The sequence below is a fragment of the Carnobacterium divergens DSM 20623 genome, assembly GCF_000744255.1.
GTDB classification, from domain to species: Bacteria; Bacillota; Bacilli; order Lactobacillales; family Carnobacteriaceae; genus Carnobacterium; species Carnobacterium divergens.
In genome coordinates, this window is the sequence record NZ_JQLO01000001.1 from 1,576,738 (window position 1) to 1,603,667 (window position 26,930).

The window sequence follows — 26,930 nt, forward strand, 5'->3', positions numbered from 1 at the left end:
AAACAGATTGAATCTGTCTAAAGGTTCTTCAAACGAGTAAATGATTATTTAGTTGTTTCATAAATTTTTCTTAAAACCTGATTTAAGTAGTCCATTACTTCATAATTTTCAACAACTTGAAGAAGCTCGCGGTATTTTTTGGCGGTTAAATTAATTTTCGGATTTTTAAAGAAGTTGCGTTTTCGCAGTTCAATTTCTTCTTTCATTGTAGAAATTTGATTGGAGCGAATAAATTCTTCGATCAAATGACGATTGATTCTTTTTTTTAAGCGTTGTTCTGATGGTGTTAACTGACTTAAATGAAACGCGTCTGGATCTGATTCAAGTCTTACTAAGTAATCTAAATAAATCATCCATGTGTGTTCTAAATAACGAACTTTTTGATAGATATCATTGTACTCTTTCAAGGTTAATTTGGGTTTTGTTAATTTTTTTGCATTATCTATTTTTCTGCTTCGACTTAAGTAGATATCTCTCTCTTCAGAAATTGACTCTTTTATGAGGGATTTTGTTTGTACTACTTTTTGATCGTTGATTAAATCCAGGCTAACTTGATCTTCTTCTTTTACATCTACAAACTCAACTTTTTGAGGAAGGCTTTCATGAACATTATCGAAAATAGGTTCTACGGCTGGTTGACTACTTCCGTTTGCTTGTTGCAGTTGGTCTTTTAACAAGTGATTTTCATGCTTTAGTTGTTGAATAAAAAGTGTTAGTTCTTTTTTTTCATAGTCAAATGCTTCTGTTTTACTTGCTAAGTTTCGCTCTACTAGAGCAAAATTCGCTAGTAATTGTTTTTCTTTTTCTAAAAAAGCAACGGCTTTTTCTGTTTGATTAGATGATTCTACTATTTTATTTTCAAACTTCGCTACTAGTCCTTTTGTTCGCTCATTTAGTTGTTCAATTTGATTGATTTTTTCCTCAATGTAGTGTTGTTGTTTTTGCTTTTTTTCTAATTCAGTTGTATATAATTCGAGTTGTTTGTATTGTTGCTTAATTTTTTCAAGATCAACGGTGTGGTTTTGGTTGAATTTATTTTGCAACAATTGAGAAGTTTCTTGAACTTGCTTCATTTTCGGCTCTAATTGATTTAATTTTGTGGCAACTGTTGTGTAATGACTTTCCAAAGATTCTTTTTCTTTGGTGAAAGAATCTATCATTGCTGCTATATTGTCTAATTCTGTTTGTTTCGATTGTAATTGTCTCTCCAACGTTTCGTCTAAATTGTCTGCTGTAGAAAGTTGGGTATCTATTGCTAAAACTTGTTGGCGTAACTTTTCTACGTTTTCGATGATTGTTTGAATCAACGGATTGGCCGTGTCAATTAATTGGCCTGGCCTTGGAACGTAGCTTTCAACTGGTCTTGATTGAGGCAGCGGTGAAACTCTAGCCGTCAAATTTTGACTAAGACGTTGAATTTCAATTTTTTTCCAATTGGCTAAAATACTGCCCGTTGCATCGACGCCTTGTTTCATTAATGCATCTCGTATTTCAATTTTACTGAATTGTTCGTATTGATAAATAAATTTTAAGAAAAAATTTAAACACAACCGAATGCGATGTGATTCAGTCACTATATAAGCTTGATAGACTTGCATGTAAGGATTATTTTTTTCAAAATTATGTTGGTAATTTGTCAGGACTGCTATAATTTCTTGTTGATTTTGAAGCAAACTATTTTCACCGCGTACTTCTATGATCACTTGCTTCTTTAAATCGGCTACCGTTTCTGGATTGCTGATTTCAATAATTTGTTCATGGCTAAATTCACTAATATTTGTTGTAACATATTGATTAATTTCCTTAATTAGTTCGCTTTCTTTTAAAAGAGTTACTCCACCCCTGGTATCTTTTAATAACACACTTTCTCGATTAAAACACTTGATGCTTATACTTATATCTTCCAACATAGTCCTCGTCCCTTTTTTCTGTATAATGATTTAAATAACGTACCTTGTTATTTTAACTTATTTTCATAAAAAATACACTCCTTATTTTTACTATTATTCTTGGTAAAAATAAATAAGTGATTACTAGAAACTATTTAATTTTGTTTAAATTTTAAGTTTCTCATGAGGATGTTGAGTTTTTTTAATAAAAATTCAAAAAAACTATGCTATGATATGTTAGACTATCATAAGTATTTTTTGGAGGGAACAAGTGTGAGTATACGAAGCAGCTTTGCCATTACGGTGGGGAAAACGACAAGATGGGGACTCCATACCTTTTTTAAAGGTGGTAGTAGTCTACCTGGTGTGATTACAAAAAAACTAGATCCAACGGTTCTTGGCGCATTAGCGAAAGATTTTGAAGTTGTGATTGTGACTGGAACAAATGGAAAGACATTAACTACAGCTCTTACTTATCAAGTTCTAAAACAAAAATATCCAGATATTATTACAAATCCAACAGGTGCAAATATGCAGCAGGGAATTATTTCGACTTTTCTAACCCACCACTCTTTTAAAAAGACAACACATAAAAAAATTGCCGTTTTAGAGGTAGATGAAGCTAGTTTAGTTCATGTAACTAAGTATATTAAGCCAAAGGCGATTCTATTTACGAATGTTTTTCGCGATCAAATGGATCGTTTTGGAGAAATTTATACCATTTATCGGATGATGACGGATGGTGCAGCTCTTGCACCAAATGCAACCATTGTGAGCAATGGTGATGCGCCTATTTTTAATTCGGTAGAAACAGTCAATCCTCGGGTTTATTTTGGCTTTGACCATTTGCCTGATGGTGAAGAAATGGCTCATTTCAATACAGATGGCGTCCTTTGTCCTCATTGTCAAAATATTTTACATTATAAATTTATAACCTACAGTAATTTAGGGAAATATTATTGTCCAAATTGTGACTTTAAACGTCCTGAACTTGCTTATCGTTTAACTGAAATGGTGCATACCGATCATGAATCATCTGAATTTAAAATTGAGGGTGAAACGTTTAAAATCAATGTCGGTGGCTTATATAATGTTTACAATGCATTATCTGCTTACTCTATTGGTCGCATTTTCGATGTTCCTCCTGCAGATATCCGCAAGGGGTTTGAACTATCCGAAAAAGTTTTCGGGCGACAAGAAAGTATCAAAGTTGGCGATAAAGAAATCATTATCAATTTAGTTAAAAATCCTGTTGGCTTAAATCAAATTTTAGAAATGATTGCGCTAGATCCTGAGCCTTTTTCACTCGTTTCAGTACTCAATGCAAATTATGCAGATGGGATTGACATTAGTTGGATTTGGGATGCTAATTATGAAAAAATTCAAGACATGAACATTCAACAAGTAACTGCTAGTGGTGAACGTGTTGAAGATATTGCGATTCGTTTAGAAGTTGCAGGTGTTCCAAAAGAAGACTTGAAGGTTATTCCTAATTTACAAGACGTGATTAAGGACTTCAAAAATGCACCGACTAATCGTATTTACGTGTTAGCAACTTATACAGCTGTTTTACAATTACGCAAAGAATTAGCCAACCAAGGGCATGTAAAGGAAGGGATGTAAGATGTACAACTTAAAAGTCTGCCATCTCTATGGAAATCTTTTAAACACCTATGGAGATAATGGCAACCTCTTGATGCTAAATCATCGGGCAAAACAAAAAGGCATCCAACTGGATATTGAAGTTATCAGCTTAAAAGAAGCGTTTGATCCAGCTAAATATGACATCGTCTTTTTTGGTGGCGGTCAAGATTATGAGCAATTAATTGTTTCAAAAGACATTCAAGATAAAAAAGAAGCCTTAACTCAATATATCGAAAATGACGGCGTTACGGTTGCCATTTGTGGTGGCTATCAATTACTTGGTCATTACTATATGGATGCCAGTGGCAATAAAATCGATGGAATTGGTGCGTTAGATCACTATACTTTGAGCCAAGACAACAGTCGCTTTATTGGGGACATTGTCATTAAAAATGAAGAATTTGGTGAAACCTATGTTGGTTTTGAAAATCATAATGGTATGACCTTCCTTGGTAAAGACGAAAAACCGTTAGGAATAGTCCAAAAAGGCAAGGGAAACAATGGAAACGATCAAACTGAAGGCGCGATTTATAAACAAACCTATTGTTCTTATTTCCACGGACCATTGCTTGTAAAAAATACTGTTTTAACGGATCGTGTGTTAAAAGCGGCAATGAAGAATCGCTATCCAGAGATTGAATTAGCGGATTAAAAAAAGCATCTTACATAAATTGTAAGATGCTTTTTTGATTATTTCTTAGTCGCCTCTAGGATAAATAAAGAGGCCTCTTGATTCATAAACAACTGATTTCCATGATAAAATGTTCTTGCTTTTAGATTTGTAAAACCGATTTTTTTCATTGTTTGAATCAATTCCTGCTGTTTAAAACCTGAATGAACTTTATCCGAAACCACTGCTTCATTATAATCAAAATCAATGATTAACAACTGTCCATTTCCATTAAGGGCGCGATACAAATTCGAAAGCAACGTTTCAATCGTTGGAATATGGAGCAAGACTTGAACTAAAAAAATACAATCTCCATGTAACGCAACTGATGGATCTACTTCACCGTCTACACAAAGGGTCGTTGCATTTGATAGGTGTTTGTCGTTGATTTTTTGTTCAACCATTGCAATCATGTTTTTTGAAGCGTCCACAAATTGGATAGATTTAAAGTCACTTAACAACTCCATACCTACAAGTCCCGTTCCACATCCGTAATCAATTGCTGTTTGTTCTTTTCCTTTAGGTAGCTGTTTCTGAATGGTTTCCGCAATTATTTTAGCAATTTTTATTCGCTCTTCATTTTCATAATTTGCCGCCATTTTTTCAAATACGTGAATATTTCCCATTTTACACCACTGTTAAACAATTGATTTATTTTAGATTTATTTCATTTATTGTTTAAATTGTTCTTTAACGTATCGATGGTATAATTCATGTGTTTCAACTAATTCTTGATGTGTCCCTTCACCGGTTACCTCACCGTGCTCAATAAATAAAATTTTATCTGCATGAACAATAGTTGAAAGGCGATGGGCAATAATCAAGGTTGTTCTTCCATTCATTAGGTTTGTCAACGCTTTTTGTACCATTTCTTCTGATTCACTATCTAAACTAGCTGTTGCTTCATCTAACATCAAAATCTTAGGATCACGTAAAAAGGCTCTTGCAATCGCCAACCGTTGACGTTGCCCACCAGATAGCTTAACCCCTCGTTCGCCAACTTCTGTGTCTAATCCATGTGGCATTTCTGAAACGAATTGACGAGCATAAGCGAGTTCCAATACGTGCCATAATTCTTCGTCAGAAAATGCTTTGTTGATGCCATAGCCTAAGTTATCCCGTATTGTTCCTGATAGAATGGCACTTTCTTGCGCCACATAGCCAATTTGAGAGCGCCATGAATACAACGACACTTCTTTCAAGTTATGGTTTCCAATTGACATTTCACCCGCTTGTGGCTCATAGAAACGTTCCAATAAAGAAAAAATTGTTGATTTCCCTCCACCACTTGGACCTGCAAAGGCCACTACTGTGTTCGGTTTTGCTACAAAGGAAATATTTTTTAAAATAGGGTGTGCCTCATCATAAGCAAACGAAACATCCTCTACTTTAATTTCTTTCCCCGTCACATCAACAGCTTCGCCAACAGTAAAATCTTCTGCTTCCATTGCTAAAATTTCTGAAAGACGTTCTGTTGAGCCTTTTGTTTTTTGTAGTTGTGAGAAAAATTGGGCAAATTGAGCAGCTGGAGCGATAATTTGAACTAAATAAAGTAAAAAGGCAATCAAGGTTCCATTCGATAAGCTTCCATCTGCTACTCTTAATGCTCCGTAAGTTAAAATCCCTACAAAAATACTCATCATCACTAAAATCATAATTGGGCCAATCACTGATTGAACTTTAGCTTCTGAGACTCCGATATTAAATAATTTTTTTATTCCGTCTTCACCGTGTTCTTTCTCAACCGTTTCTCCATTTGAAGCTTTTACTAAACGAATTTCAGATAACGTTTGACTTGTAATTCCAGTGAAAGCAGCGGTTTCTTTTTGCAATTTTTTGGCAATTTTATGCATCATGCGACCTACAGGCATTAGAACTAGCATCACAATAGGTACCGAAATAAAAATCATCAGCATCATACGCCAATCCATAATCGTTAAGATAATTAAGGCACCCACCATTGAGATGATACTTGTAATAAAGCTTGGAAATTGATCTGCTACCAACATTTTTACGGTTGTTGTATCGTTAATCAATCGGCTTACCGTTTCCCCCGTTTTGGTATTTTCGTAATACTGAACTTTTAAGGTGATTAATTTATTCCAAACTTGTTTTCTTAATTTTGCTACGATTTCTTCCCCAACGTAACCTAACATAAATGAGCCTATGCTACTGATTAAGGCTTGAAAAATGAAGGCTCCGATAATTAAGGCAATCAGGCCTACCGAAATGCTAGCCATACTAAAGCCATCTATTAAGTTTTTAGTTAATAATGGAACTGCTAATCCCGCTAAGGTTGTAATCGTGCTTAAAATCAATCCAAAAACCAGAAGACTTTTTCTAGGCTGTGTATTGCGAATTAATTTAAAGAATGCTTTCCACGAATAATGTTCGCCCTTTGTTACAATTATTTCTTCTTCACTTTCTGGTACTTCTCTCATTGCTCTTTTCCTCCAAAAAATTTAGTCATAAATTCGTTTCGCTCTTCTTCATTTTTAAATTCAGACGGATGATGAAAGAAATCAACACGATCCATTCCATCAGGCTGATCTTCAAAGTCTGAAAAAGAATGTCCTGGATGTCTTCTTCTTTCTCGCCCACCAAAATCAGGTCTTCTTCTTCTTTGTTGCATGTGTTCAAACCATTCTTCTCGTTGATCTTTAGAATTGGTTAATAATTTTTCTAGTAATCGATTCAATTCTGCTTGTTCTTCTTCATCTAAGCTATTGAAAAAAATCTCGCTAAAATCACCGATTTTATCCGATTTTTCTTCGCTTGCTGTTATACCTGACTCAGTAAGATGAATCAACGTCACGCGTTTATCTTTTTCATCTTTTTTACGAGTAACAAAACCCGATTTTTCTAATTTTTTAATCAGTTCAGAAACAGAAGATGGACGGATATCTAATTCTTCTGCTAATTGGCTAGTCGTCATTTCACCGTTATGTTTCTTTAATATTCCTAGAACTCTTTGCTGACTTGAAAAATGTTTACCTCCACGATTCATACTCATAAATCCCATCATTCTGTGGTTTTGTCTCATTAATTGTTCAAAATTATTAAATAATGTCTTTGATAATTCACTCATATTTTACACCTCAATTAGTTTTTCGTCTTTAAGTAGGTACCTAACAATTAACATCATACACCCTCTTACATAAAAAAGCAAACTATTTAGGTACCTAGTTATTAATTTTTTATTTATATAAAAAAAAGAGTAAGTAGAAATATTTTTCTACTTACTCTTTAACTTACTTAACCGTTTAATTTAACGATTTTCTTTCCCAGGAGTTGAAGCAATAATTTGTAATTTTCCATCAATACTCCACTGTTTGATGCCATTCGGTAAAATAAAATGAACCCCTTTTGTTAATGGATAACTTGAGCCGTCTACTAAAGATAGCTTTCCTTCTCCTGCTAAAACACTCACTAATGTATAGGGTGCAGTTGCTGTAAAATCAGCTTTTCCAGTAATATCCCACTCATACACATCGAAGAAATCCGATTCCACATAAGTCGTTACTTCAACATTTTCATGATTTTTGGTCTCAATATGCAAGACTGGATCAATATGAGGAATCGTCGTTACATCAACGGATTGTTGAATATGCAATTCCCGTAGCTTACCTTGATCGTCTTTGCGATCATAATCATAGACACGGTAAGTGGTATCACTGCTTTGTTGGGTTTCAAGAATCATAATCCCTGCTCCAATTGCATGAATCGTCCCACTTGGTACATGGAAAAAATCGCCTTTATTGACTTTAATACGACGTAATAATTGATCCCATTGTCCAGACTCAATCATCTGTTCCAATTCTTCTTTACTTTTAGCATGATGCCCATAAATGATTTCAGCGCCTTCGTCTGCATCAATTACATACCAGCATTCTGTCTTACCTAGTTCGCCTTCATGCTTTAACCCATACGCATCGTCTGGATGAACTTGAACAGATAAATCATCATTGGCATCTAAAATTTTAGTTAATAAAGGGAAAACATCCCCTTTAGCATTTCCAAAAAGATCACTATGTTGGCTCCAAACCTCCGCTAAGGTCAGTCCTTTGTAGGGGCCATTTTTAACAATACTTGGGCCATTGGGATGTGCACTGATCGCCCAGCATTCTCCAACTTTATCGCTTTGCAAAGAATACCCAAAAACGTCTTTTAACTTTGTTCCACCCCAGATTTTCTCTTGTAAAACGGCTTCTAAAAATAATGGTTCATTCACGTGTTTGTTCCTCCTCTACTTTTTACATTCTTTAGTTTACCATATTTGAAAACGATTTTATGAAAATTAGTCATTTTGTAAGTTTTTTTTAATAATTTGACTAGTCTTTTTGATTATCTTGCTTCTTTTTCATGGAAGTAGGCTTGTAAGACTTCATTTCGACGTTTCAAATAGTGAGGATTGTCATTAATTGGATGAATACGGTTAGATAAAAAGACGAAGCCTTCTACCGCTGCTAAATCTAATAAAATAAAGGTTCCTGTAAATCCAGAATGAAATAAGTAGCGGGTTTTATCCGTACCATCAATGGAACTAAACAAATCCCAACCTAACGAACGATGCAAGGTGCCAGAAGGCGTCCAATCCTGAATTAAAGCTGTTACGGTTTCTTCTTTTAAAATTTCAACCCCATCTATCGTTCCACGATTTAACAGCATTTGACTAAAGCGACTCACGTCTTGTAAATTTGAAAAAAGGCCGGCGCTACCACAGTGTTCACCTAAAACTAAGGCTTTTGGATCATGCACCACACCTCGGATTAAACCTCGGATTTGATGGTTTTCAGTTGGTGCACACATCATTGGATCACGTGGGCTAAAGGTGGTATTTTTTAAATCTAACGGTTGGATAATTCTCTGATTGAAAATAGCGACTAAATCATCTTTTAAAATAGCTTCAATAATAAACCCGAGTAAAATCATTCCAGAATCCGTATAAACTGCCTCTTTTTCAAATCCTTCGCCAATCGGTAAATGCAACAAAGCTTCTTTTAATTCTACTTGATTTAATTGATCTCGATTTGGAATAAACCCTTGTAAAGCTGATGTATGAGTCAATAGGTGTTGAATCGTAACTTTCGGTTCACTAAAGGTCAGCAGATAGACCTTAACAGGATCAGTTAATTTTAATTGTCCTGTTTCCCACAATTGTAAAATCACTGTCGTTGTCATCATGACTTTCGTTAAGGACGCTACATCATAAAGCAAGTCGCTTTTAATTGGTTCACTCTGTGGAAAAACAGCAGCCAATCCTTCTGAATAGCTTTCAATACCTTCCTTTGTGATAAATTGATAGTTTGCTCCTGGAATGGTTTTATCTTCGATTAAGGAATGGATCATTGCACGTGTTTTAGGATACATATTGGTCCTTCTTTCTCTGTTAAAAATTTCTTTTCTAAGATACCTGTTTGTTTATTAAATCTCTCTAAGTAATGGGAGTGTTTTTTAGTGTGAATTCTCTGATTAAGCCTTTATTAATACATGTTTTACTTGTTGTCATTTCCTTTTTTTAACCTACAGTAATTATACTATAGTGATGATCAATAATGTAGAGATAATTAAATTAGACAATTTTATTAAATGATGTTTTCAAACACCTGACTAAAAACAACTCGTTCCATTCTTAATGCTCACTAAAAAAATCATCTAATCCATTATAATTGAATCATTTTTTTATAGTTTATTTAATGAATTAAATTATTATAAAAAGAAGGCTTGCTAGCAGGTTACAGCTAGCAAGCCTTCTCAATCTTTTTTTATTTTACAACTTTAAAAAGACTAGCAGCCTTATCTGGTGCCCAGTTGGAATCACCATAGTTGTTATGTGCATTGGTTACTTCATAAATTTTTTCATTGAGAGAAACTTTCTCTCCAATTTTATAAGCTTCAGGTTTTGTAAGTGCCCCTAGCTTCCAAACACGGTAACTTTTTACTTCTTTGAATAGATTTACTGCTTTATCTGGTGCCCAGTTTGTATCGCCGTAATTAATATGAGCAAGCACTACAACATAATTCTTTCCTTTATAAAAAATTTTTTCCCCAACTTTATAAGAAAGTGGTTTTGTTAAAGAGCCTACTTCCCAAGAACGATAATCAGTTGACGTATCTTTTGTTTTAACTATAAATGGGGTGCTTTCTCCAGATACATTTCCTCCAACACTGACGGCTTTAACTGTGTAGCGGTACTCTGTAGAAGCTTGTAAATTACTGTCTACCATTCTAGTTCCAGTTGTGGTTCCAACTTTAACACCATCTCGGTAAATATGATATTCTTTGATTCCGATTAGATGAATGGAATCATGCCACATTAAATCAATGGAGTCAGCTGTGGTTTCCATTGAATGAATGGATTGCGGAATTGAGGGATTTTCTGTATCTTCTTTTGGTGTGTTATCTGTTTTTACTGATAATACATCTGATTTTTGTGATAATTGACCATCAAATCCAACTGCTTCTACTTGATAATGATATGAGCTATTTTCTGCAACTGTTGAATCTTTGAACGAAGTGCCTCCAATAGTTCCTATTTTTTTATCATTGCGATACATATTGTATTCTTTTACATCCACATTTGTTGGTGCTGCCCAGGCTAATTGAACAGTTTTATTGGTTACATTAATGGCTTTTAATTGAGTGGGTGCATTTGGTGCGTCTTTTTCTGTTTCGCCTGTGTTGTCATTCTTTAAATTTACATCGATTACATTGTAAAAGGCGTTTCCTGTATCTGCTACATCCCAAACTGCTAAAATCACGTTGTACCCATTGCGATCCGTTGGGACATTAATTTTATGTGTTGGATTATTTGATGATAATGAACCATCATGTTCAACGATTCCTATTGGCTCAAATGTTGCGCGAGTTAATGGAGCATTTTGATTCCAACCTTTTTTCGTTATATAGTAATGCCATTTTGTTGTTTTATGGTTGGCTGTAAAAGTCCATTTGAAAGTGTTTAAACCACCTTTCATTTCTTGCTTAATCCAACGATCAGAACTTTGTTTATCCATCACAAAATCGCCAATTTGGCCACCTCCTCCATCAGCTGAAGCGATCTTTCCATCAGCTGGTCCGGCAAACGGATATCCTTTGGGTGCTTCAAGTGATTGTGGTCCTGTGATCACATTGCCGTATTTTTCTATTGCTGCTGACCAACCAAGAATGGAGCTTTCTAGTTTTCCTTGATAACCACGACTAGCAGGCTGTTCAACATAACCATGAGCATAGCTATTTTGTGGTGATGCTACTAATAGACCTCCCAGTGCAGCTGATAAAATTCCGGCTTTTATTAAAGTAAATCGTGTTGTTTTTTTCATTTTTTTCCCCACTTTCTTTTTTAATTTAATGTCTACTCTCTTTTCTTTTTTTATAACGATAAATGACAACTAGTATTGTTGCAGAAAGTCCAATTGCATACCATAAAAAATGCTTTCCTTCCTTGTTTATTGATGTGCTCTGCACTTTTAAATCTTTTTTTTGTTTAGGAATTTTTTTTGTATACTGCCATTCATCTTTATTGCCATGACTTAATTTGAGGCTTAGTGTCATTGCTTCTTGCTTGTTAATTGAATCAAGATTGATGGGATAGATGAATTCAGTTTCTGGCGTGATATCAATTGTACTTTTTTGTGTTTTTAAAATTTTTCCATTTTTATCTTTAATTTTTGCTTCAAATTTTACTTCTTTTAATAAATTAGAGCCTTTATTCGATAGCTCAACACTCAATCCATCTATATTTTGTATCGTTAACTTATTCAACGTTATTTCAGGTTTGGGTCTTTCATCATTGTCCCCTCTAATCACTAAAGGTATATTGTATGCTACAGTATTAGAAATAGTCGCCTTAGCGTCGATTTTATTCTTTTCAGATACATGAATTCCGGCCATAAGTATTCCATTAAAACTATCTTTTGGAAACAAAATAGTGCCTTGAACCTCTTGACTACTATTTGCTAAAATTATGACTTCCTTGGGCACTTGTACCATTTCAGTTATTTTGTATAAACTAGCTGAATTTTCTGGAGTATTATCAGAATAATCAACAATTCCATTTTTATTCGTTCTCGCTTTATTAACTTCAATTCCATAGGCTTTATCTTCATCTGAATTATTGGTAATCCTTAAATAAAAAGTATCTGTTAACGCGGGTGACCATCTGATATCAAAAAAATTTTCAACGCCTTCTGTTTGATGTTCAGAATATATTGGCGACACTGAATAACTACTATTGTCTGATGTCGTTGCAAAAGTAGTTTTACTTGCAGTAATCGAAAGTATGAATACGATTAATAGGGTTTGAACTATTTTCTTCATTATTTTCCTCACTTTCTAAAAAAATACGGAAAAAATTCTTTTATTCTGAAATTTGTTTTGTGTCAACTTTTGATAAATTCCATTCAATTGTCGATGTATAGTTTTGAGTTTTAGTTACTCCAGTGTATGTTAGCGAAGAGGTTACTTTGTCTTTATTTTCTCCAACCGTATTTGTTGTTTTTTTAATGACTGGAGCTGTCGTTTCAGAAAGTTCCGTTTCACCGATTTTCAATGAACGTTTTTCATCTGTGTCTGTCAGTTTAGCGCTAATTGTAAAACCATTTGTTAAACCGCTATAATCTGTAACTGTATATTTAATTTCCTTTGATCCAAAGTCAACTATTGCTGAAAGGGGTTGTGAACCGAAATTAGTTGGACTGTCTATACTTAATATTACATCTCCTCTAGTAATTTCTGCCCCAATCTCTGTACTCCCATTTAAAGTATCTGCCGCTTGTGCAACCATTCCAATTGATGCCCCTAATAAAATACTTCCTAATAGTAATGTTCCTGTTATCTTTTTTTTCATGTTTCATTCTCCTATTCTGTAATTGAATTTGTAATTGTTGGCTGTAAATTCCATTCTAATTTTGCTCCGTATACTCCTGCTTTTGCATTCGCTGAAATCATCACTTGAGTTGGTAGTGTAGCCTCTTTAATAAGCTTTTGTTGCTGTTGTTTAAAAATAATTGTACTGTTATCTGAAATTTGTTGCCCATTAATTAGTAAGCCAAAGCTCGCTTTATAATCATTATAATTAGATGACTTTACAACTATCTGCCATCCATTTTCTACTCCTCTATAATCTATTACTTTTGTTTTAATCGGAGCAAGTTGAAGCTTTTGCTTTTTTCCATCTAGCTTAGCTTGAAATTTCAAATCATTGGGCGGATTCAATGTAAATTCACCGCTAGTTATTTCTCCATCAATAGAAGAGTTAGTCGTTGCTGCTTCTATTGATGGAGAAAAAGAACTATTTAAATAGCCAATAAAAATAATTAACATTAATTTATTTTTCATTTTTATTCTCCTTTTTTCTATACAATAAGAAAAACAAAACGAACAAGACAAGAAAGAATCCCCAGTTGATTAGTTGGGAGCTTTCACCTAGTTTAGGAATTATTTCTTCTGACTTTGAGTTGCTATCATTTTGAGCTTGATCCTCTTTATTGTTATTTTCAGGCGTTTTAGCTATCAATGTTCCTTCAACTGTAGAATAGTTTTCATCTGCATATGTGATTACAGGAAAAAGTGTCATTATATTGAATAGGGTAATGGTAATGATGAATACGAATTTTTTAGTTGTTTTTTTCATTACTCTGATACCCCCTTAGTATTTGGAGACAACGTCCATTCTATAATTGCTTTATCTTTTCTGAGTTCTTTAGCTTGACTGTAGTTAATATGAATCCCTTGTGTTTGATTCCAACTATCGCTAACATCTATTTTCCCAATAGCATTAGACGTTGCAATTAGTTTATTATCAATTAGTTTTTTCGTGCCGTTCATTATATAATTTTGAAAACCAATAGAACTTTTATTTAGAGAGGCCGATAATACCCATCCACCACTAAGATAGCTTTCAACACTGACTCTTGCTTGGGTATCCCACAAAAGTTCGCTAGTTGAGCTCCCTAGCTTGTAGCTGCCAAAATGAACAGCATTTGGCACTTCTAACGTCAATGGTGGTATAACATGGACAATAATTTTTTTTTGGATATCTCCGTTCGTATAAACGACTTGGTAATCTCCTTGTTTTTCAGAATTCACTTCATCTGTAACATTTGTTAATTCCGTATAATTCAGCTGATTGCCATCGATATCTGTCGCATTTTTGAAATATTGAGCTGGATCCCATCGATCGCCTTTGTATATAGTGACTTCCTCTTGTTTTAAATTCAGACTTAAACGATCAGGAGCAAGATATTTTGACATATCTACTTTGACATTTGTTGTACTGTAATAGTAACCCTTTGGCATTGACGAGTAGGCTCCTGATCCGGTATTGTGGTTTCGGTACAAACCAAGAAAAACATCCATTGCACTTTTCACATTATTAAATGTAAAGTTGGTGTTTAAAGTTGCATTTTCTGGTAAATTTGTATCTTCTGTTATTCGTCTAAGTTTTAACTTAACGCCAGATGCATTTGCCGCAATTTCTAGTTCAGCTGAATTGTCTTCATTCCGTCCAATCGTTTGCGTTACCAATTCTCCTCCTGGAGTGTATAAGGCGTATTCATCAGCATTTTCGATTACTTGATCTGCCATTGAGGAACCTGGGGGAAGAATTAACATTTGACTCTCTGAATCGTTATAAAAAGCTCTATTAATAGTATTTTTTATTGTTACGTTTTTATTAACTTCAGAATTCATAGCCGATTTGACATAAAGTTTTCCTTCTGAAGGTGTTTGTGAAAATGCAAAATTCCATAAACCGGGAATTCCTCTACCAGGCATGCTGTTGTGTCCAGAGAGATTGGTTTTCATCCAATCATTTAATTTAGTCAATTTTTGCTTGTTTACAAAACTATCATTTTCAAGATCATAGATATTTTTTGCATGAACACTGTTTTGATTTGTTGTAATAAGGTAGAGACTGAAAATGAGAACTACTAGTGGTTTCCAAATATTTTTATATTTAATCATTCTATCCTCCCATTATTTTTGCCTTTTGTACTTTATTAAAAGATTCTTTTTTAGTTTAAAATAGGAATGACTCGTTGCTAGCCATTTTCAAGATTTTTTTTACTTTTTTTCTTTAATATTAAAACTAGAATGAAGCAAAGTAAGAAGCAAAATAGTACGAAGCCTACAATGAACCATGTATCATCTTTTTTTATGGTAACGTCCAGACTATTTAATTGTTTTGCCTCGTTTGACTTAATTTCAAATTCTTTCGTAAATCGCCAATGGTTTTGCAATGAGTTGGCTTCCATTTCTAAGATGTACTTTCCTGGTTTCAATTCTTTCCCTTGTAAAGGAATCGCAAATTCAAAATTTGACATAGGAGCCATTTGCATTGTTTTTTGTTCATGGGTATAAAGTAACTGTTTATTTTTAAAAATTTTAGCTTTTGCTTCTAGTTGATTTATTAACACGGGGGTCTTATTTTGAAGTGAAGCGGTAATTACATTCCGGTAGTTTTTTTGATTCGCTTTCACTTCGTTAAGTCCTAGTTCAGGCTTAATCGCTTCATTTTTTTCATCTAGTTGTATCGCAACAACATAGGCGTAGTTATTTTTGATTCCTAAACCTTCCTTTGCCTCTTTCACTTCATCTAATTCACTTGATTTTTGTTGTAGTAAAATACCACCTAGTAATATGCCTTCAAATCCTTCTTTTGGAATCTTGATTTCAATGGGAAGACGGACACTGTCATTTGGTGAAATGACAATGTCGCGTTGAACTTTAACGTAATCTGTAATGATTTTTTTTAGCTGAGGATCACGTTTGATTGTATTTTTATCGTATTGTACATTTCCATTATTATTCGTTTTTGCTTCGTTTATTTGAGGTTCAACCGTTACCGGTTTATTTGTATTGTTTGTAAGTAGAATATAGACTGTTTGAATTTGATTTGCCATTACAGATAAATCAAAATAAGTTTTTTTTACATCCTTTTGATTTACTGGTAATTCTGCTTCCACCCCAAAATTTAATTCGGATGCTTTTACAGGACTACTTGTTATAAAAAAGAATATAACCATTAGGAAAAACAAATATTTTTTTTTCAGCTTTCTCTTCTCCTTTCGAGAAAAAATGCCACACTAAGGATACTGTGTGGCATTCATTTTTATGGTTTAAGTGTTTCTGTACCATTTTCAGGTGTATCTGTTAATGTCCATGTTAAGGTTGTTTCATAAGCGACAGCATCTTTAACAGTTTTGCCTGGAACAGCTAATGTAATCGCATCTTTTGCTTCAGTATTGTCTTTACCAAAACTAGCTACCCATGTTCCTGCTCCTGCATCTTTAGCCGCAGACATAACTTTAGAAGAAGCTCCTGTTGGATCTAATTCAATTGTTGTGTTTACCGTTGGTGCTGTAGCAACACTAATCGAGTTTGCTTTTGTTTTAGTTAAACTGATTTGCGAACCAATTAATTCTTTATTCAATGTATCGTTATTTTTAAATTGTCCATTTTGTTTTACTTCTAATGTCCAGCCTGCATTCGTTCCGCGTTTATCGGTCACTTGCACAAAGTTGGGAACTTCTCTAGTACTTTCTCCATCTTTTACTTCAACTAATGTTGCATGATACACTTCATCTTTTGTTGAAATTTCATTCATATCAAAGTTTAAGTTTGATGCATAGTCTAGACTTAATGGACCTGGTGTTCCTGGATCAACGGGATCTGTTGGGTCTGTTGGATCTGTCGGATCAATGGGATCTGTTGGGTTTGTATTAGCTTTAAAGGATACGGCTCCTTTAGAAGTTGCAGAACCGCCAGTATTTCCTGCTGCTATAGTGGTTGTTGCTCCTCCTACCAATAATGTTAGTACCATTGCGCTTGTTGCGCTAATTTGCATCAATTTCATATAATTAATTTATCTCCTTCTTATTCTTTTTATTTTTTAGTAACACAATAAGTGCACTATTTATGATTAACATGCCTATTAAAAATGAATTTAATGACATATGATCACCCGTTTGAGGTAATTTTTTTGGTGGTTCTTTTTCTATTGGCAAAGGCTTTGGTGGTTCTTCGTAGCTTCCAGTAAATTCAATTCTAGCTTGGCTTTTATTGCTATCTGCACAAGCAGAATAAGGAAAGACCATTAATAAGGCTAGTATGAATCCAATCATCTTTACTTTAATCAACAACACTCATCCTCTCTTAGTTTTCAGGAACATCCGCCAACGTCCAGACTAACTCACTTGTATAGTTTCCAACTAACGCTGCACCTGCTGGAACGAGAAGACGCAGTCCCTGTTTTAGTTTCCAATTAAGCTCGTTAGGAAATTTATCAGCCGTAGTTAAAATTGGGACTAGCGTGTCAAGGGAAGTTACTCCTTGATTGTTCGTTTCGTCATCATAATAATAGAGTTCTGCTCCCAAGGGGGTATTCTTACTATCTTTGAAGGTACTGCTTTTTACACTTAATGTTAAATTGCTAGGTTGTCTCCTTGTATCTTCAAAAGTAAGGATAGCAGATTGATTTTTTCGGTTTAAAATTGTTTCTTTCGTACTGACGTCATTTTCGCCATAGTCGAGTGTTGTTGCCTTAAAAAGTAACGAGTTGGTTGTCATTTCAATACTTACTGAATTAAAAGAATTTGATTTTTCAATCGCTTCTTTTACTTGAATGTTATTTTTTTCTTTTGGAATAGGAACGACTTCCCCGTCTGAATAACCCTCTTCCATTTCAAAGGTAATAACTAGAGTGGTCTCAAGTTTCTCTGGATCAGCCGTTGCCTCAACTGGAATATCAATTTCTACTTGTTTCCACTCATCTAATTTTTTTTCTGACCATGTATCGTCTGATAATGATTTCCCTTTAAATTGAATTTTTTTGATAGAAGAATGTAACGGGATCACTATTTTTTGCTTTAACTCATATTGTTCACTAGCATTTTTTTTCAGTGTCAGCTGATTGGTTAAATCAATTTCATCTTTCATAGCTGTTTCAATTAATTCACTATCGGAATGATTGCTTGCTTCATAAGTTTTATTTAAAAGACTTGTTTTTGTAATACGTGCTTCTGGCTGGTTTTTAACATACAAATACTGAACCTCTTGGTCTTGTTTTTGAAAGGTTCCTTTCGCATTGGTTGGGGTTGTTTTTAACGTATATTCGCCCACTTCTTTTGCTTCAGTTTGATACTCTTGATCAAGTTCACCTTTTAAAACAATGTCGTCTACTATGGGTTGTTTGCTAGATTCTTCTAAATATTTCACAGTTACATCTCCAGCAATTAATCGAACAGGTGCTTTTGCTTCATTTGTTTTTAAAATACGATCCGTTTCGTCCACATTGGAAACGATTAAATCTGCAATGTTCGGAATATTCACATAATTATTCTCTCCAGGTACCGTTTCAAAGTGATTTAATTTGCCCTCTGCATAACTGCCTGTCACAATAAATTCATATAGATGATTGTAAAATTTAGGATCATCTAAAAATTTCTTTCCGTCAATGATTAATGTTGAACCCTCGATACTGACATCAAAATCTTTTTTTTCACCACTTTCTCGATCGATACAGGTGACATCGTCTACTTTGAACTGCGGCGGAAGAGTATCTTTAATTTTATATCTCGGTTCAGGAACGGGAACTACTTTTGCTGGAATCTGAGAAATGATTGAATATTGAATTTTCCGTTGATCTTTGTTCTCATCTGTATTGATTGCTATTTTGTTAGGTGCGGGGTAGTTTAAGGGTAAAAGCAATTGGCTTGCATAGCCAATTGTTGATTCATCAATGGCCGTTGTGGTTGTTGTAACAGCTATATTGAGTGAATCCGTATCTTTAAACGTAACAGATACCCACCTTGTCATATCATTTGCTTTCACATTCCAATCATCGTCCCACCAATAACTTCTTTTAGGAGATTGCAAATGAAGTCGATTGTCGTCTACCATGTCTCCTACAACCTCACTTGTGTTCAAAACATAAACATGTTCAATATTGGAATCAAACAAATCCATCGCTTCTTCTCTATCAATATCTATAAAGGTTAAATAACCAGTAATTTTAGCAGGTTCTTGCGTATCATGATATTTAAAAGAGTAACGTACTTCGGCTCGATCTTGGTTAGAACTACCCGTTGCTGAAATTCCTAGAAAAGAAGTATATAATAGACCACTATTATCTCCTCCAAGACCAAAGGTAGCCTCCTTACTAACAGAAATAATCTCTTCAACTAAATCAATTTGCCTCCCTTTATAAAAACCAACATCTTCAAAAATGATTTTTCTTCCCTCTTTGGCACCTTCGCTTGTAACTGTAATGGCTGATTTTGTATAAACTTCCGACTTATCGCCACGTACGACAGTTACTTTTGTCTTTCCTTTTGAATACCGAGGAACAAAAGCATATTCTCCTTCTAATGATTCTTTTATATCTTTTGGATTTAAAACAACTACTTTAGAATGCGATGAATTTCGTAATTCTTTTTTTAAATCAGGATTATAAGAGTATGGCGCATTTTTTTTTTGCATTTCATCCTTTTCTCCAAAACCAGCAGCTTTTACTTGTTTAATCGTTATTGATCCCATTGTAAAAATCATTAATAGGAGTACTAACCATTTTTTGTAATTTAACTCATGTATCACGTTTTAACCTTCTCCTTCTTGTTTTAACAAAAAATAAATGAATGCATCCTTGGTATTATTGACTTTTTTAACTGCCTATCTCTACCCTCAAATAGCCGAATATACTATTTTAATTTCTTTTTTACTGTTAGGATTCAATTATCTTAATAATAATACTTCTTCAAAATACTCAATATTTTTTATACAATCAACTTTTGGAAATTTTGTTAAAAGTAATTTTTTCATATCTTTTTGATCAAGCTCTTCATAAATAATTAAGCTTCGTTTAAAGGTTTTACATACCCCCTGTTGAATAACTTGAAATTCAACAAAGTATAAAAATCCATCTCTCCAACTTTCATCAATTGTCGTCATTTCATCAACTTCCTTTCTAAAGCTAGCATATAAACTATACGTTTTTAACTACAGTTAACAATACAACTATTAAACCGTGCCTGTAAATATCAAATAACGACACTTAAATGTTTGAATTTGATTGGAATATTCGCTCTATATCTTTTTTATATGTGATAAACTAAAAAACCGTTCCTCTGTTTTTTAATAATTTAGTTTATTAAAATTTAATAGTTGTCAAATAATAGTTATAAAGGAGTTCGTATGAGAAATTTATTAAACAAGCAATCTTTACGCCAATTAGAATTATTAGAATATTTGTATGATAATAGCTGGACTACTTTGGATGCCGCTTGTCAAACTCTAGGTTACTCAAAAATGTCAATTCGTAATGATATCCAATTTTTAAATCAAGCTTCAAAAAATTTTACAATTAAAACTTCAAAAAAGCAGGGAATTCTTTTAAGCTTTCCCATTAATTATTCGCGCACTTGCATTTATTCATTTGTTTTGACAAATAGCATTGAGTTTAAACTGTTGGAAACTATTTTTTTTAACGAAACACACTCATCTGAGAGTTTAGCAGCTGAACTTTACATTAGCGTATCCACACTCCACCGATTAATAAAAAACCTAAATAAAAAGTTATCTTTTTTGAATTTTTCAATTTCTTGCATTCCACATAAATTAATAGGAAGTGAAATGGCTATTCGTAACTTCATGATCCAGCTTATTATTGAGAAATACTCCCACGCCAACTATCCTTTTTCTAATGCTCAGGAATCTCTTTTAGAAAAAATGTTTATGTTTATCGAAGTGCGCTCTTGCTTTTCATTAAACTATTCTGATATTGATAAACTAAAAATATGGACTATCGTTACTATCATTAGAATTAAAAATAAACACACCATTCAATTCTCCGACACAAATCCAAATAGAAGCTTCAATAACCTATTAAGTAATCGTATGATCGTGTTAGATTTCAAAAAACATTTTAATTTAAAACTTACTAAACCGTTATTAAACCAACTTCTTATCCTTTTTAGTAACGATAGATACGCTAGAAATCCTCTTCAGTTGGAATCTATTAAGATAAAAAATAGTAGAAATTGGCATTTATATGATAAATGCAAAAGATTGCTCATACTTATTTCTGACGACATAGGCGTTAAGATTCCTAATTTCGAACATGTTTTGCTTCATTTATTTAATGAGATAAATTTGTACTATGGGCAAAATCATCTATTATTTGATAAAAAAAAAGACTTTATTAGAAATTCAATTTCACAAAACGTTGTTTTCTATCAATGTTTTTTACAAAATTATCAAAAAATTTTTACTACTTATAACACTTCAGAGAGTCAATTGTACAATCTTTGTTACTGTCTGCTGATTCATTGGAAACAGTTAATTATTGAATTAGAAAAAAAAAATCCCTGTACAACGATTGGCATTTTTTTTAATTCAGATTTAGAACATATGAACCTTCTATGTGAATACATTCAATCAAAATTCAATCAAGAATGTATCGTGACCGTTATTCATCAACGATCCATCACCCAATTAAAAAAAAATGCTTCACAATATGACATCATCATAACGAATATAGATGGAATTATTTTACCCAAAACGCCTATCTACTGCTGTTCCTTACTTCCAACTATAGATGACTTGGCTGTTATCGGAAAACTAATTAGAGAACACCGGCTATCACAATCCGCCTCTAAATAACATAGAATAAAACATTACAATCATACAAAAAACATGGATACTTATGGCTATCCAAAAAAACAGCTTAACTATTAGAGGAGTAACAACCAATTACAGGGAAATTAAATCAAGCAAGTAGATAGGCAGCTTCAACAGACAAACCAACTAAATAAAATTTATCATACAACATTTGTGTAGAGTAGTAGGGTATGTTTTTTAGTTGGACGGTTCTTATTTTTTGAACAGTCTACGCTAAAAAAGCATTTCTTGTTAAATTCATCCTTCGAATTCAACAAGAAATGCTTTTTATTAAAATACTAGATTCGTTCCTCACCCTCAAAAAAATAGTTTAAAAACCATTCCTTGACCATTTTCCATCGGTACAAATTCATAACCTAATTGATTTTTTTTCAAAAGTTGACTGACAATAAATAAACCTAGTCCCGTCCCACCATCTTTCCTATTTCTAGCAAAATCAGGTCGATAAAAAGCCTCAAAAATTTGGTCTAATTCTTGTTTTTTTAAGGGTTCGCATTCGTTTTTAATTTGGAATTCCCCCTTAGTTACCGTAAGACTAATCCGTCCGCCTGCTTTTGTATACTTCATTGCATTACTGATTAAATCAGAAATGACTCTTTGGACTTCTGCTGGATTTGCTTTAATTTTAATTGGCTCTATAGCAATCTCCAAGTGATAATCTTGCTTGATAACAAACGATTCAAATTTAGGGAGCTCAGCTTCAATTAATTCATTTAATTGGAAAGTTGTCTTTTTTTGTTCTTCTATTTTATCTAATTTTGAAATATAAAGAATATCATTAATTAAGTCCGCTTGCTCTTTTAATAGCATTTGGCACACTTCTAAATATTTATCTCGATCTTGGTACGGCCCTACTTTATGCACCATTCCTTCAACAATCCCTGAAAGTGCAGTCAATGGGGTTTTTAATTCGTGAGAAGCCATCTGCATAAACTCGGTTTTTGAATTTTCAAGTTTTGAAATAATTAGTAAATCCTGATTTAATTGTTCATTTGTAGTTACCAAGCTCGCATGCAAATAGTGAATATCTTTAGACAATTCACTGATTTCATCAACGCCCTTGATATCATTATCTAGAATTTCATTAGAAAACGTCATTTGTCTAGTAGTTTCAGAAATTTTAGTAATTCTCTTCGTTGAGAAATAGGAATATAAATAGGCGCCAAAGGCCCCAATTACAAAACAAATCAGCAAGACTAACGGATAGATGTCAAGAAGAACCTCTTGAGCCTCATTAATGGGTTGTAACGGATAAATGACCGTTAATACATACTTTCTTTGCTGATTGTCTTTAAACGCTTCATTATATGTCAAATACTGTAAATCATTATTTACTTTTGCCGTTTGACTATACGTGGCAATTTCTTCTAAATCTGAAAATAAAATCGCTGCTCCTTCAACCTGCTGCACTTCATTAGTTTGCTGTATATTGGCTGCATCAGATAATTGTAGCGTATTTGGGTAAATTATCTTCCCATTAGGATCCTTCAAAATAAAAGTCAATCCGCTATAAAAGGATTCTTGTGACAAAATTTGAAAAGAATCTGATGAAGTTGGCTGTTCTTCTATTTTTGTAACGACAAGTTTTATTGCTACTTTAAGTTCTCTTTCCTTCTTCATTTGATAATAATTAGGCATCAAAAGATAAAGAATACTAAAAGCAATCGTCACAATAAGGATGATGATTCCTGAAGTATAAAGAAAATTTTTTGTTCTGATTTTCAAAATCTACATCCTCCTGCTTTCCATTTTCTTTTAGTATAACGGTTTTATCAAATGACGCAACCTTATTTAGATTTATTCGTATCGTAATGCCTCAATTGGATCTAGACGAGAGGCCTTCATGGCTGGCAATAATCCAAAAATCAACCCAATAACAATTGAAAATAAGACACTTCCTAGAATGGCAATTAGCGAGATATAATAAGGATAGCCCAATAAGCTTGTTGCTAGTTTTCCTCCAGCTAATCCAAGGGTAATTCCTAAAATACCACCCAATAAAGTCAATACAATAGACTCCATCAGAAATTGGGTTAAGATTGTTTCTCGCCTTGCTCCTAGTGCTTTTTTGATTCCTATTTCACGCGTTCGCTCAGTTACGGAAACGAGCATAATATTCATCACGCCAATTCCCCCTACAATTAAAGAAATACTTGCAAGGCCACCTAATAATTGGAATTGAGAACGTGCATAATCTTCCATACTTTTTTCCATTTCCTTTGAATTTTGAATACCAAATAAATAATCGGATTTAGGAATCATTTTATTTAACGTATCGGCCACACGATTAGCAACTGGCTGTAAATCATCTGATTTTTCTGTTTGAACTGTTACTTTAGGCTCTGGATTAAGAGTGCCCATGAACTTAGACCAGTTGTTAATGCTCACAAACGCTCGATCTGTTTTTTTATCAAATGAAAACATTCCCGTTTGTTGATCTTCTTTGGGTTTTACGACACCTACAAGTCGGTACGGTAGCCCTTTAATTTCAATCAACTTACCAATGCCATCTCCTTTTGGAAATAACTGTTGATAAAGAGATTGATCTACTACTGCTACTTGTTCTGAAAGAGCATAATCGCTTTGATTTAACAGTCTGCCTTCTAATAAAGAATAGCCTTCGTAATTGAAATAATTATCTGTAATCCCTAAAACTTTACTCGTAACAGAGTTATTTTTAAGGCTCACATCGGTTTCAGCTTCATAGCTTACCGTTGCGTCCTTAACACCAGCAACCGTTTGAACTTGTTTAATTTGCTGCGAAGTAAGCGGCTTTAGATAGTCTGGCTTCTTTCCATTATCGTTACCATATTGTCCACTTAGCGTCTCCTTTGTTGCGTATTGTAACGAAATACTATTGTTTTCTCCACCTAACATACTTTTTTTAGTGTTTTCTGTGTTTCCTTCAACAATACTAAAAATAGCAACAATGGAGCCAATCCCAATAATCACACCAATCATCGTTAAAATCGATCGTAATTTATGGGCCCAAATCGACTCTAATGAAAGCAAAATATTTTCACTCATCTAATGCCTCCTTTCGTTCATCTGAAATAATTTCACCATCACGAATCACAATTTTTCGATTTGTATAATCGGCAATTTCAGCTTCATGAGTAATAATAATAATCGTTTTACCTAGTTTATTAAATTCATCAAAAAGCGCCATAATTTCCGTACTTGTTTTTGTATCCAACGCTCCTGTTGGTTCATCCGCTAAAATAAAATCAGAATTCGTTACTAATGCTCTTGCAATCGCAACACGTTGTTTTTGTCCCCCTGAAAGAGCAGGTGGTCGAAAGCTTAAACGTTGAGATAATCCAACCTTATCAAGGGCACTAACGGCTCTTCTTGAGCGCTCATATTTTGTTATTTTTGAATAAATCAAGGGCAGTTCTACATTTTTTTGAACGGACAAACGTGGCATTAAATTGAAATTTTGAAAGACAAATCCTATGGATTGATTTCGTAAGTCAGATAGTTGGCGCTCGTTTAAGTTTAAAATATCTGTATCATAGATGTGGTAGTCTCCAGAAGTTGGTTTATCTAAACAACCAATGATGTTCATTAAGGTAGATTTCCCAGATCCAGAAGGTCCCATAATTGAAATGTAGTCCCCTTTTTCTATTTCTAAATTGATGTTTTTTAAAATAGCTATTTCTTCTTCTCCTTGCCAATAAGATTTATAAATATTTTTCAAGCTAATCATGAATTGGCACCTTCATTCCTTCTTTAATAAGTTTTGTTGGAAAAACAATTGTATCTTCTTTTGTTAATCCCGAATTAACTTCAATCGTCTTGGCTTCTTCATTCGATTTTCCTAGGGTTACTTCTTGTTTAACAACTTGACCTTTGATCACTTTCCAAACAAATTTTTTGTCCTTTTCATTCATAATATAATCTGTAGGAAGACTGACTTTCGCATTTTCTTCTTTTTCAGGTTGAATATAGACATGGTTGCCAATATTAGGCATATCTTCTCCATTTTCCATCACGACTTCAAACGGATATTTAGAAATCGTACTTTCCTCTTTTTCGTCTGTTGCCGTTGCATCAACTCTAGCAATTTTTCCACGCCATGTTTTACTTTGGTCTTTTCGATCAATTAATTTGACAGGTTGGTCAACTGCAATTTCTCCTTTTTGAAATTCATCTACTTTCCCAAGAACTCTTAAAACAGAAGTATCCATAATTTCCATAAAACTTTCTGGCTGTGAACCAGTACTGACAGTGCTGTTAATCTGAGTATCGTCTATTTTTTGAATAATGCCATCTACGTCTGATACTACTTCTGAACTTCCATATTTTTCATTTGTTAGTTGCTGTGTGCGTTCTGCTTTTTGTAAGTCTAATTTAGCATCACTTAATTCGCTTTTAGCTGTTTCAATCTCATTTTTCCCTAACTCAACTGTTTCTTCTAAACTTTTTTTCTCTTGATTTAAAGATTCTTTTTCTTCTGTAGTCGCATTGTTGACTTTATTCGTTAATGCTGTTAATTCATCCGTTTTTTTAGTCAATTGTGTTCGTTTTGTTGCAATTGATTCGTTTAATTGATTGATTTTATTTTGGAGTTTTGTTCGATCAGTCTCGGCTTCTTCCATCGCAATTTGACCATCAGGGTTGCTATAAGAAAAAAGTTTTTGACCTTTTGTTACTTTGTCTCCTACTTTTACAAATACTTCATTAATTTTTCCTTTTGCAGAATCTGCATTTAGTTTACTTGTTGCATTAGGCGCTACTTTACCAGTCAAATAAGATTCGCCTTTTGACGTGCTACTAGACATCAAATCACTGACTTTGTTTACTTGAGGCGCATCTTGAACTAAATTGCTTTCTTGTTGTTTCTGATTAGATACTACATAAATCGATGTACCTGCAACGATAATTCCTGCTACTGTTAGTGCGATTATTAATTTTTTCTTTTTCTTCTTTATCATTGTTTTCCCTCATTTCTTTACTAGTCAAATCATACCAAAGCCTCGTGAAGCCATTATGTAACTTATCTGTATTTAATCTGTATTTTTCAAAAAAAAAAAGCATCTTCCATTAAA

The 26,930-nt window shown here is 33.7% G+C and carries 24 protein-coding genes; 3 read left to right on the plus strand and 21 right to left on the minus strand.

The window, feature by feature from the left end; genetic code table 11:
- Positions 1-44: 44 nt before the first annotated feature.
- The gene (locus tag BR52_RS07720) at positions 45-1,910 is read right to left on the minus strand and encodes a hypothetical protein (RefSeq protein ID WP_034571103.1); all 1,866 of its coding nucleotides are present in this window, start codon (positions 1,908-1,910) and stop codon (positions 45-47) included.
- A gap of 252 nt (positions 1,911-2,162) precedes the next feature.
- Here BR52_RS07720 and BR52_RS07725 point away from each other — a divergent pair, with 252 nt between their 5' ends.
- Positions 2,163-3,512 (plus strand): Mur ligase family protein, encoded by a 1,350-nt coding sequence (locus BR52_RS07725; RefSeq protein WP_034571105.1) that lies wholly within the window; start codon positions 2,163-2,165, stop codon positions 3,510-3,512.
- Position 3,513: 1 nt separating this feature from the next.
- Positions 3,514-4,185 carry a type 1 glutamine amidotransferase gene (locus tag BR52_RS07730; protein ID WP_034571107.1) on the plus strand — a complete coding sequence of 224 codons (672 nt, stop codon included), beginning with the start codon at positions 3,514-3,516 and terminating at the stop codon, positions 4,183-4,185.
- A 38-nt stretch (positions 4,186-4,223) separates the two neighbouring features.
- Here BR52_RS07730 and BR52_RS07735 read toward each other — a convergent pair whose 3' ends face one another.
- The 16 genes from BR52_RS07735 to BR52_RS07810 form a co-directional block, all read right to left on the minus strand.
- Positions 4,224-4,829, minus strand: coding sequence for a class I SAM-dependent DNA methyltransferase (locus tag BR52_RS07735; RefSeq protein ID WP_034571110.1), 606 nt, complete (start codon positions 4,827-4,829; stop codon positions 4,224-4,226).
- A 45-nt stretch (positions 4,830-4,874) separates the two neighbouring features.
- The gene (locus BR52_RS07740; protein ID WP_051915667.1) at positions 4,875-6,644 is read right to left on the minus strand and encodes an ABC transporter ATP-binding protein; all 1,770 of its coding nucleotides are present in this window, start codon (positions 6,642-6,644) and stop codon (positions 4,875-4,877) included.
- Positions 6,641-7,291, minus strand: coding sequence for a MarR family winged helix-turn-helix transcriptional regulator (locus BR52_RS12585; RefSeq protein WP_051915668.1), 651 nt, complete (start codon positions 7,289-7,291; stop codon positions 6,641-6,643). Before BR52_RS12585 ends, BR52_RS07740 begins: the two co-directional genes overlap by 4 nt.
- Positions 7,292-7,471: 180 nt before the next feature.
- Complete coding sequence (gene manA, locus BR52_RS07750; RefSeq protein WP_034571112.1) at positions 7,472-8,434, minus strand: mannose-6-phosphate isomerase, class I; 963 nt, start codon at positions 8,432-8,434, stop codon at positions 7,472-7,474.
- 113 nt (positions 8,435-8,547) lie between these two features.
- Positions 8,548-9,573, minus strand: a complete 1,026-nt coding sequence (locus BR52_RS07755) for a serine hydrolase domain-containing protein (protein ID WP_034571115.1) — start codon at positions 9,571-9,573, stop codon at positions 8,548-8,550.
- A gap of 395 nt (positions 9,574-9,968) precedes the next feature.
- Complete coding sequence (locus BR52_RS07760; RefSeq protein ID WP_081890714.1) at positions 9,969-11,525, minus strand: lytic polysaccharide monooxygenase; 1,557 nt, start codon at positions 11,523-11,525, stop codon at positions 9,969-9,971.
- A gap of 25 nt (positions 11,526-11,550) precedes the next feature.
- The gene (locus tag BR52_RS07765; RefSeq protein WP_034571118.1) at positions 11,551-12,522 is read right to left on the minus strand and encodes a DUF916 domain-containing protein; all 972 of its coding nucleotides are present in this window, start codon (positions 12,520-12,522) and stop codon (positions 11,551-11,553) included.
- Between the two features lie 40 nt (positions 12,523-12,562).
- Complete coding sequence (locus tag BR52_RS07770; RefSeq protein ID WP_034571121.1) at positions 12,563-13,051, minus strand: zinc metalloprotease; 489 nt, start codon at positions 13,049-13,051, stop codon at positions 12,563-12,565.
- An 11-nt stretch (positions 13,052-13,062) separates the two neighbouring features.
- Positions 13,063-13,542: a hypothetical protein gene (locus BR52_RS07775; RefSeq protein WP_034571124.1), complete on the minus strand. Its 480-nt coding sequence runs from the start codon at positions 13,540-13,542 to the stop codon at positions 13,063-13,065.
- Positions 13,532-13,837 carry a hypothetical protein gene (locus BR52_RS07780; protein WP_034571127.1) on the minus strand — a complete coding sequence of 102 codons (306 nt, stop codon included), beginning with the start codon at positions 13,835-13,837 and terminating at the stop codon, positions 13,532-13,534. Before BR52_RS07780 ends, BR52_RS07775 begins: the two co-directional genes overlap by 11 nt.
- Positions 13,837-15,168: a bacterial Ig-like domain-containing protein gene (locus tag BR52_RS07785; protein ID WP_034571130.1), complete on the minus strand. Its 1,332-nt coding sequence runs from the start codon at positions 15,166-15,168 to the stop codon at positions 13,837-13,839. Before BR52_RS07785 ends, BR52_RS07780 begins: the two co-directional genes overlap by 1 nt.
- Before the next feature lie 77 nt (positions 15,169-15,245).
- The gene (locus BR52_RS07790; protein ID WP_160113848.1) at positions 15,246-16,169 is read right to left on the minus strand and encodes a WxLIP family cell surface protein; all 924 of its coding nucleotides are present in this window, start codon (positions 16,167-16,169) and stop codon (positions 15,246-15,248) included.
- A 146-nt stretch (positions 16,170-16,315) separates the two neighbouring features.
- Positions 16,316-17,050, minus strand: a complete 735-nt coding sequence (locus tag BR52_RS07795; protein ID WP_436627663.1) for a WxL domain-containing protein — start codon at positions 17,048-17,050, stop codon at positions 16,316-16,318.
- 13 nt (positions 17,051-17,063) lie between these two features.
- A complete protein-coding gene (locus tag BR52_RS07800; protein WP_034571138.1) occupies positions 17,064-17,345 on the minus strand; it encodes an EF2685/EF0750 family sortase-dependent surface protein in 282 nt (93 codons plus the stop codon).
- A gap of 13 nt (positions 17,346-17,358) precedes the next feature.
- Positions 17,359-19,797, minus strand: coding sequence for a MucBP domain-containing protein (locus BR52_RS07805; protein WP_034571141.1), 2,439 nt, complete (start codon positions 19,795-19,797; stop codon positions 17,359-17,361).
- 138 nt (positions 19,798-19,935) lie between these two features.
- Entirely contained in the window at positions 19,936-20,151 is a 216-nt protein-coding gene (locus BR52_RS07810; protein WP_034571144.1) for a hypothetical protein, read from the minus strand.
- Positions 20,152-20,394: 243 nt separating this feature from the next.
- Here BR52_RS07810 and BR52_RS07815 point away from each other — a divergent pair, with 243 nt between their 5' ends.
- Positions 20,395-21,861 (plus strand): AcpB/EbpR/MafR family transcriptional regulator, encoded by a 1,467-nt coding sequence (locus tag BR52_RS07815; protein ID WP_034571148.1) that lies wholly within the window; start codon positions 20,395-20,397, stop codon positions 21,859-21,861.
- Positions 21,862-22,176: 315 nt separating this feature from the next.
- Here the strand turns inward: BR52_RS07815 and BR52_RS07820 are convergent, their stop codons facing one another.
- The 4 genes from BR52_RS07820 to BR52_RS07835 all read right to left on the minus strand — a co-directional run bounded on the left by BR52_RS07820 (position 22,177) and on the right by BR52_RS07835 (position 26,816).
- The gene (locus BR52_RS07820; RefSeq protein ID WP_034571150.1) at positions 22,177-23,604 is read right to left on the minus strand and encodes a sensor histidine kinase; all 1,428 of its coding nucleotides are present in this window, start codon (positions 23,602-23,604) and stop codon (positions 22,177-22,179) included.
- Between the two features lie 72 nt (positions 23,605-23,676).
- Positions 23,677-24,906 carry an ABC transporter permease gene (locus BR52_RS07825; RefSeq protein ID WP_034571153.1) on the minus strand — a complete coding sequence of 410 codons (1,230 nt, stop codon included), beginning with the start codon at positions 24,904-24,906 and terminating at the stop codon, positions 23,677-23,679.
- Complete coding sequence (locus tag BR52_RS07830; RefSeq protein WP_034571154.1) at positions 24,899-25,588, minus strand: ABC transporter ATP-binding protein; 690 nt, start codon at positions 25,586-25,588, stop codon at positions 24,899-24,901. Before BR52_RS07830 ends, BR52_RS07825 begins: the two co-directional genes overlap by 8 nt.
- On the minus strand, positions 25,581-26,816 hold the full coding sequence (locus tag BR52_RS07835) for an efflux RND transporter periplasmic adaptor subunit (RefSeq protein ID WP_034571155.1): 1,236 nt from the start codon (positions 26,814-26,816) through the stop codon (positions 25,581-25,583). Before BR52_RS07835 ends, BR52_RS07830 begins: the two co-directional genes overlap by 8 nt.
- Positions 26,817-26,930: the final 114 nt, after the last annotated feature.

Coding starts and splice junctions, on each gene's coding strand:
- BR52_RS07765 (WP_034571118.1), bottom strand. CDS start 12,522: ATGAAGAAAATAGTTCAAACCCTATTAATCGTATTCATACTTTCGATT.
- BR52_RS07810 (WP_034571144.1), bottom strand. CDS start 20,151: ATGACGACAATTGATGAAAGTTGGAGAGATGGATTTTTATACTTTGTT.
- BR52_RS07825 (WP_034571153.1), bottom strand. CDS start 24,906: ATGAGTGAAAATATTTTGCTTTCATTAGAGTCGATTTGGGCCCATAAA.
- BR52_RS07815 (WP_034571148.1), top strand. CDS start 20,395: ATGAGAAATTTATTAAACAAGCAATCTTTACGCCAATTAGAATTATTA.
- BR52_RS07775 (WP_034571124.1), bottom strand. CDS start 13,542: ATGAAAAATAAATTAATGTTAATTATTTTTATTGGCTATTTAAATAGT.
- BR52_RS07735 (WP_034571110.1), bottom strand. CDS start 4,829: ATGGGAAATATTCACGTATTTGAAAAAATGGCGGCAAATTATGAAAAT.
- BR52_RS07770 (WP_034571121.1), bottom strand. CDS start 13,051: ATGAAAAAAAAGATAACAGGAACATTACTATTAGGAAGTATTTTATTA.
- BR52_RS07830 (WP_034571154.1), bottom strand. CDS start 25,588: ATGATTAGCTTGAAAAATATTTATAAATCTTATTGGCAAGGAGAAGAA.
- BR52_RS07755 (WP_034571115.1), bottom strand. CDS start 9,573: ATGTATCCTAAAACACGTGCAATGATCCATTCCTTAATCGAAGATAAA.
- BR52_RS07760 (WP_081890714.1), bottom strand. CDS start 11,525: ATGAAAAAAACAACACGATTTACTTTAATAAAAGCCGGAATTTTATCA.
- BR52_RS07740 (WP_051915667.1), bottom strand. CDS start 6,644: ATGAGAGAAGTACCAGAAAGTGAAGAAGAAATAATTGTAACAAAGGGC.
- BR52_RS07835 (WP_034571155.1), bottom strand. CDS start 26,816: ATGATAAAGAAGAAAAAGAAAAAATTAATAATCGCACTAACAGTAGCA.
- BR52_RS07785 (WP_034571130.1), bottom strand. CDS start 15,168: ATGATTAAATATAAAAATATTTGGAAACCACTAGTAGTTCTCATTTTC.
- BR52_RS07795 (WP_436627663.1), bottom strand. CDS start 17,050: ATGCAAATTAGCGCAACAAGCGCAATGGTACTAACATTATTGGTAGGA.
- BR52_RS07720 (WP_034571103.1), bottom strand. CDS start 1,910: ATGTTGGAAGATATAAGTATAAGCATCAAGTGTTTTAATCGAGAAAGT.
- BR52_RS12585 (WP_051915668.1), bottom strand. CDS start 7,291: ATGAGTGAATTATCAAAGACATTATTTAATAATTTTGAACAATTAATG.
- BR52_RS07780 (WP_034571127.1), bottom strand. CDS start 13,837: ATGAAAAAAACAACTAAAAAATTCGTATTCATCATTACCATTACCCTA.
- BR52_RS07730 (WP_034571107.1), top strand. CDS start 3,514: ATGTACAACTTAAAAGTCTGCCATCTCTATGGAAATCTTTTAAACACC.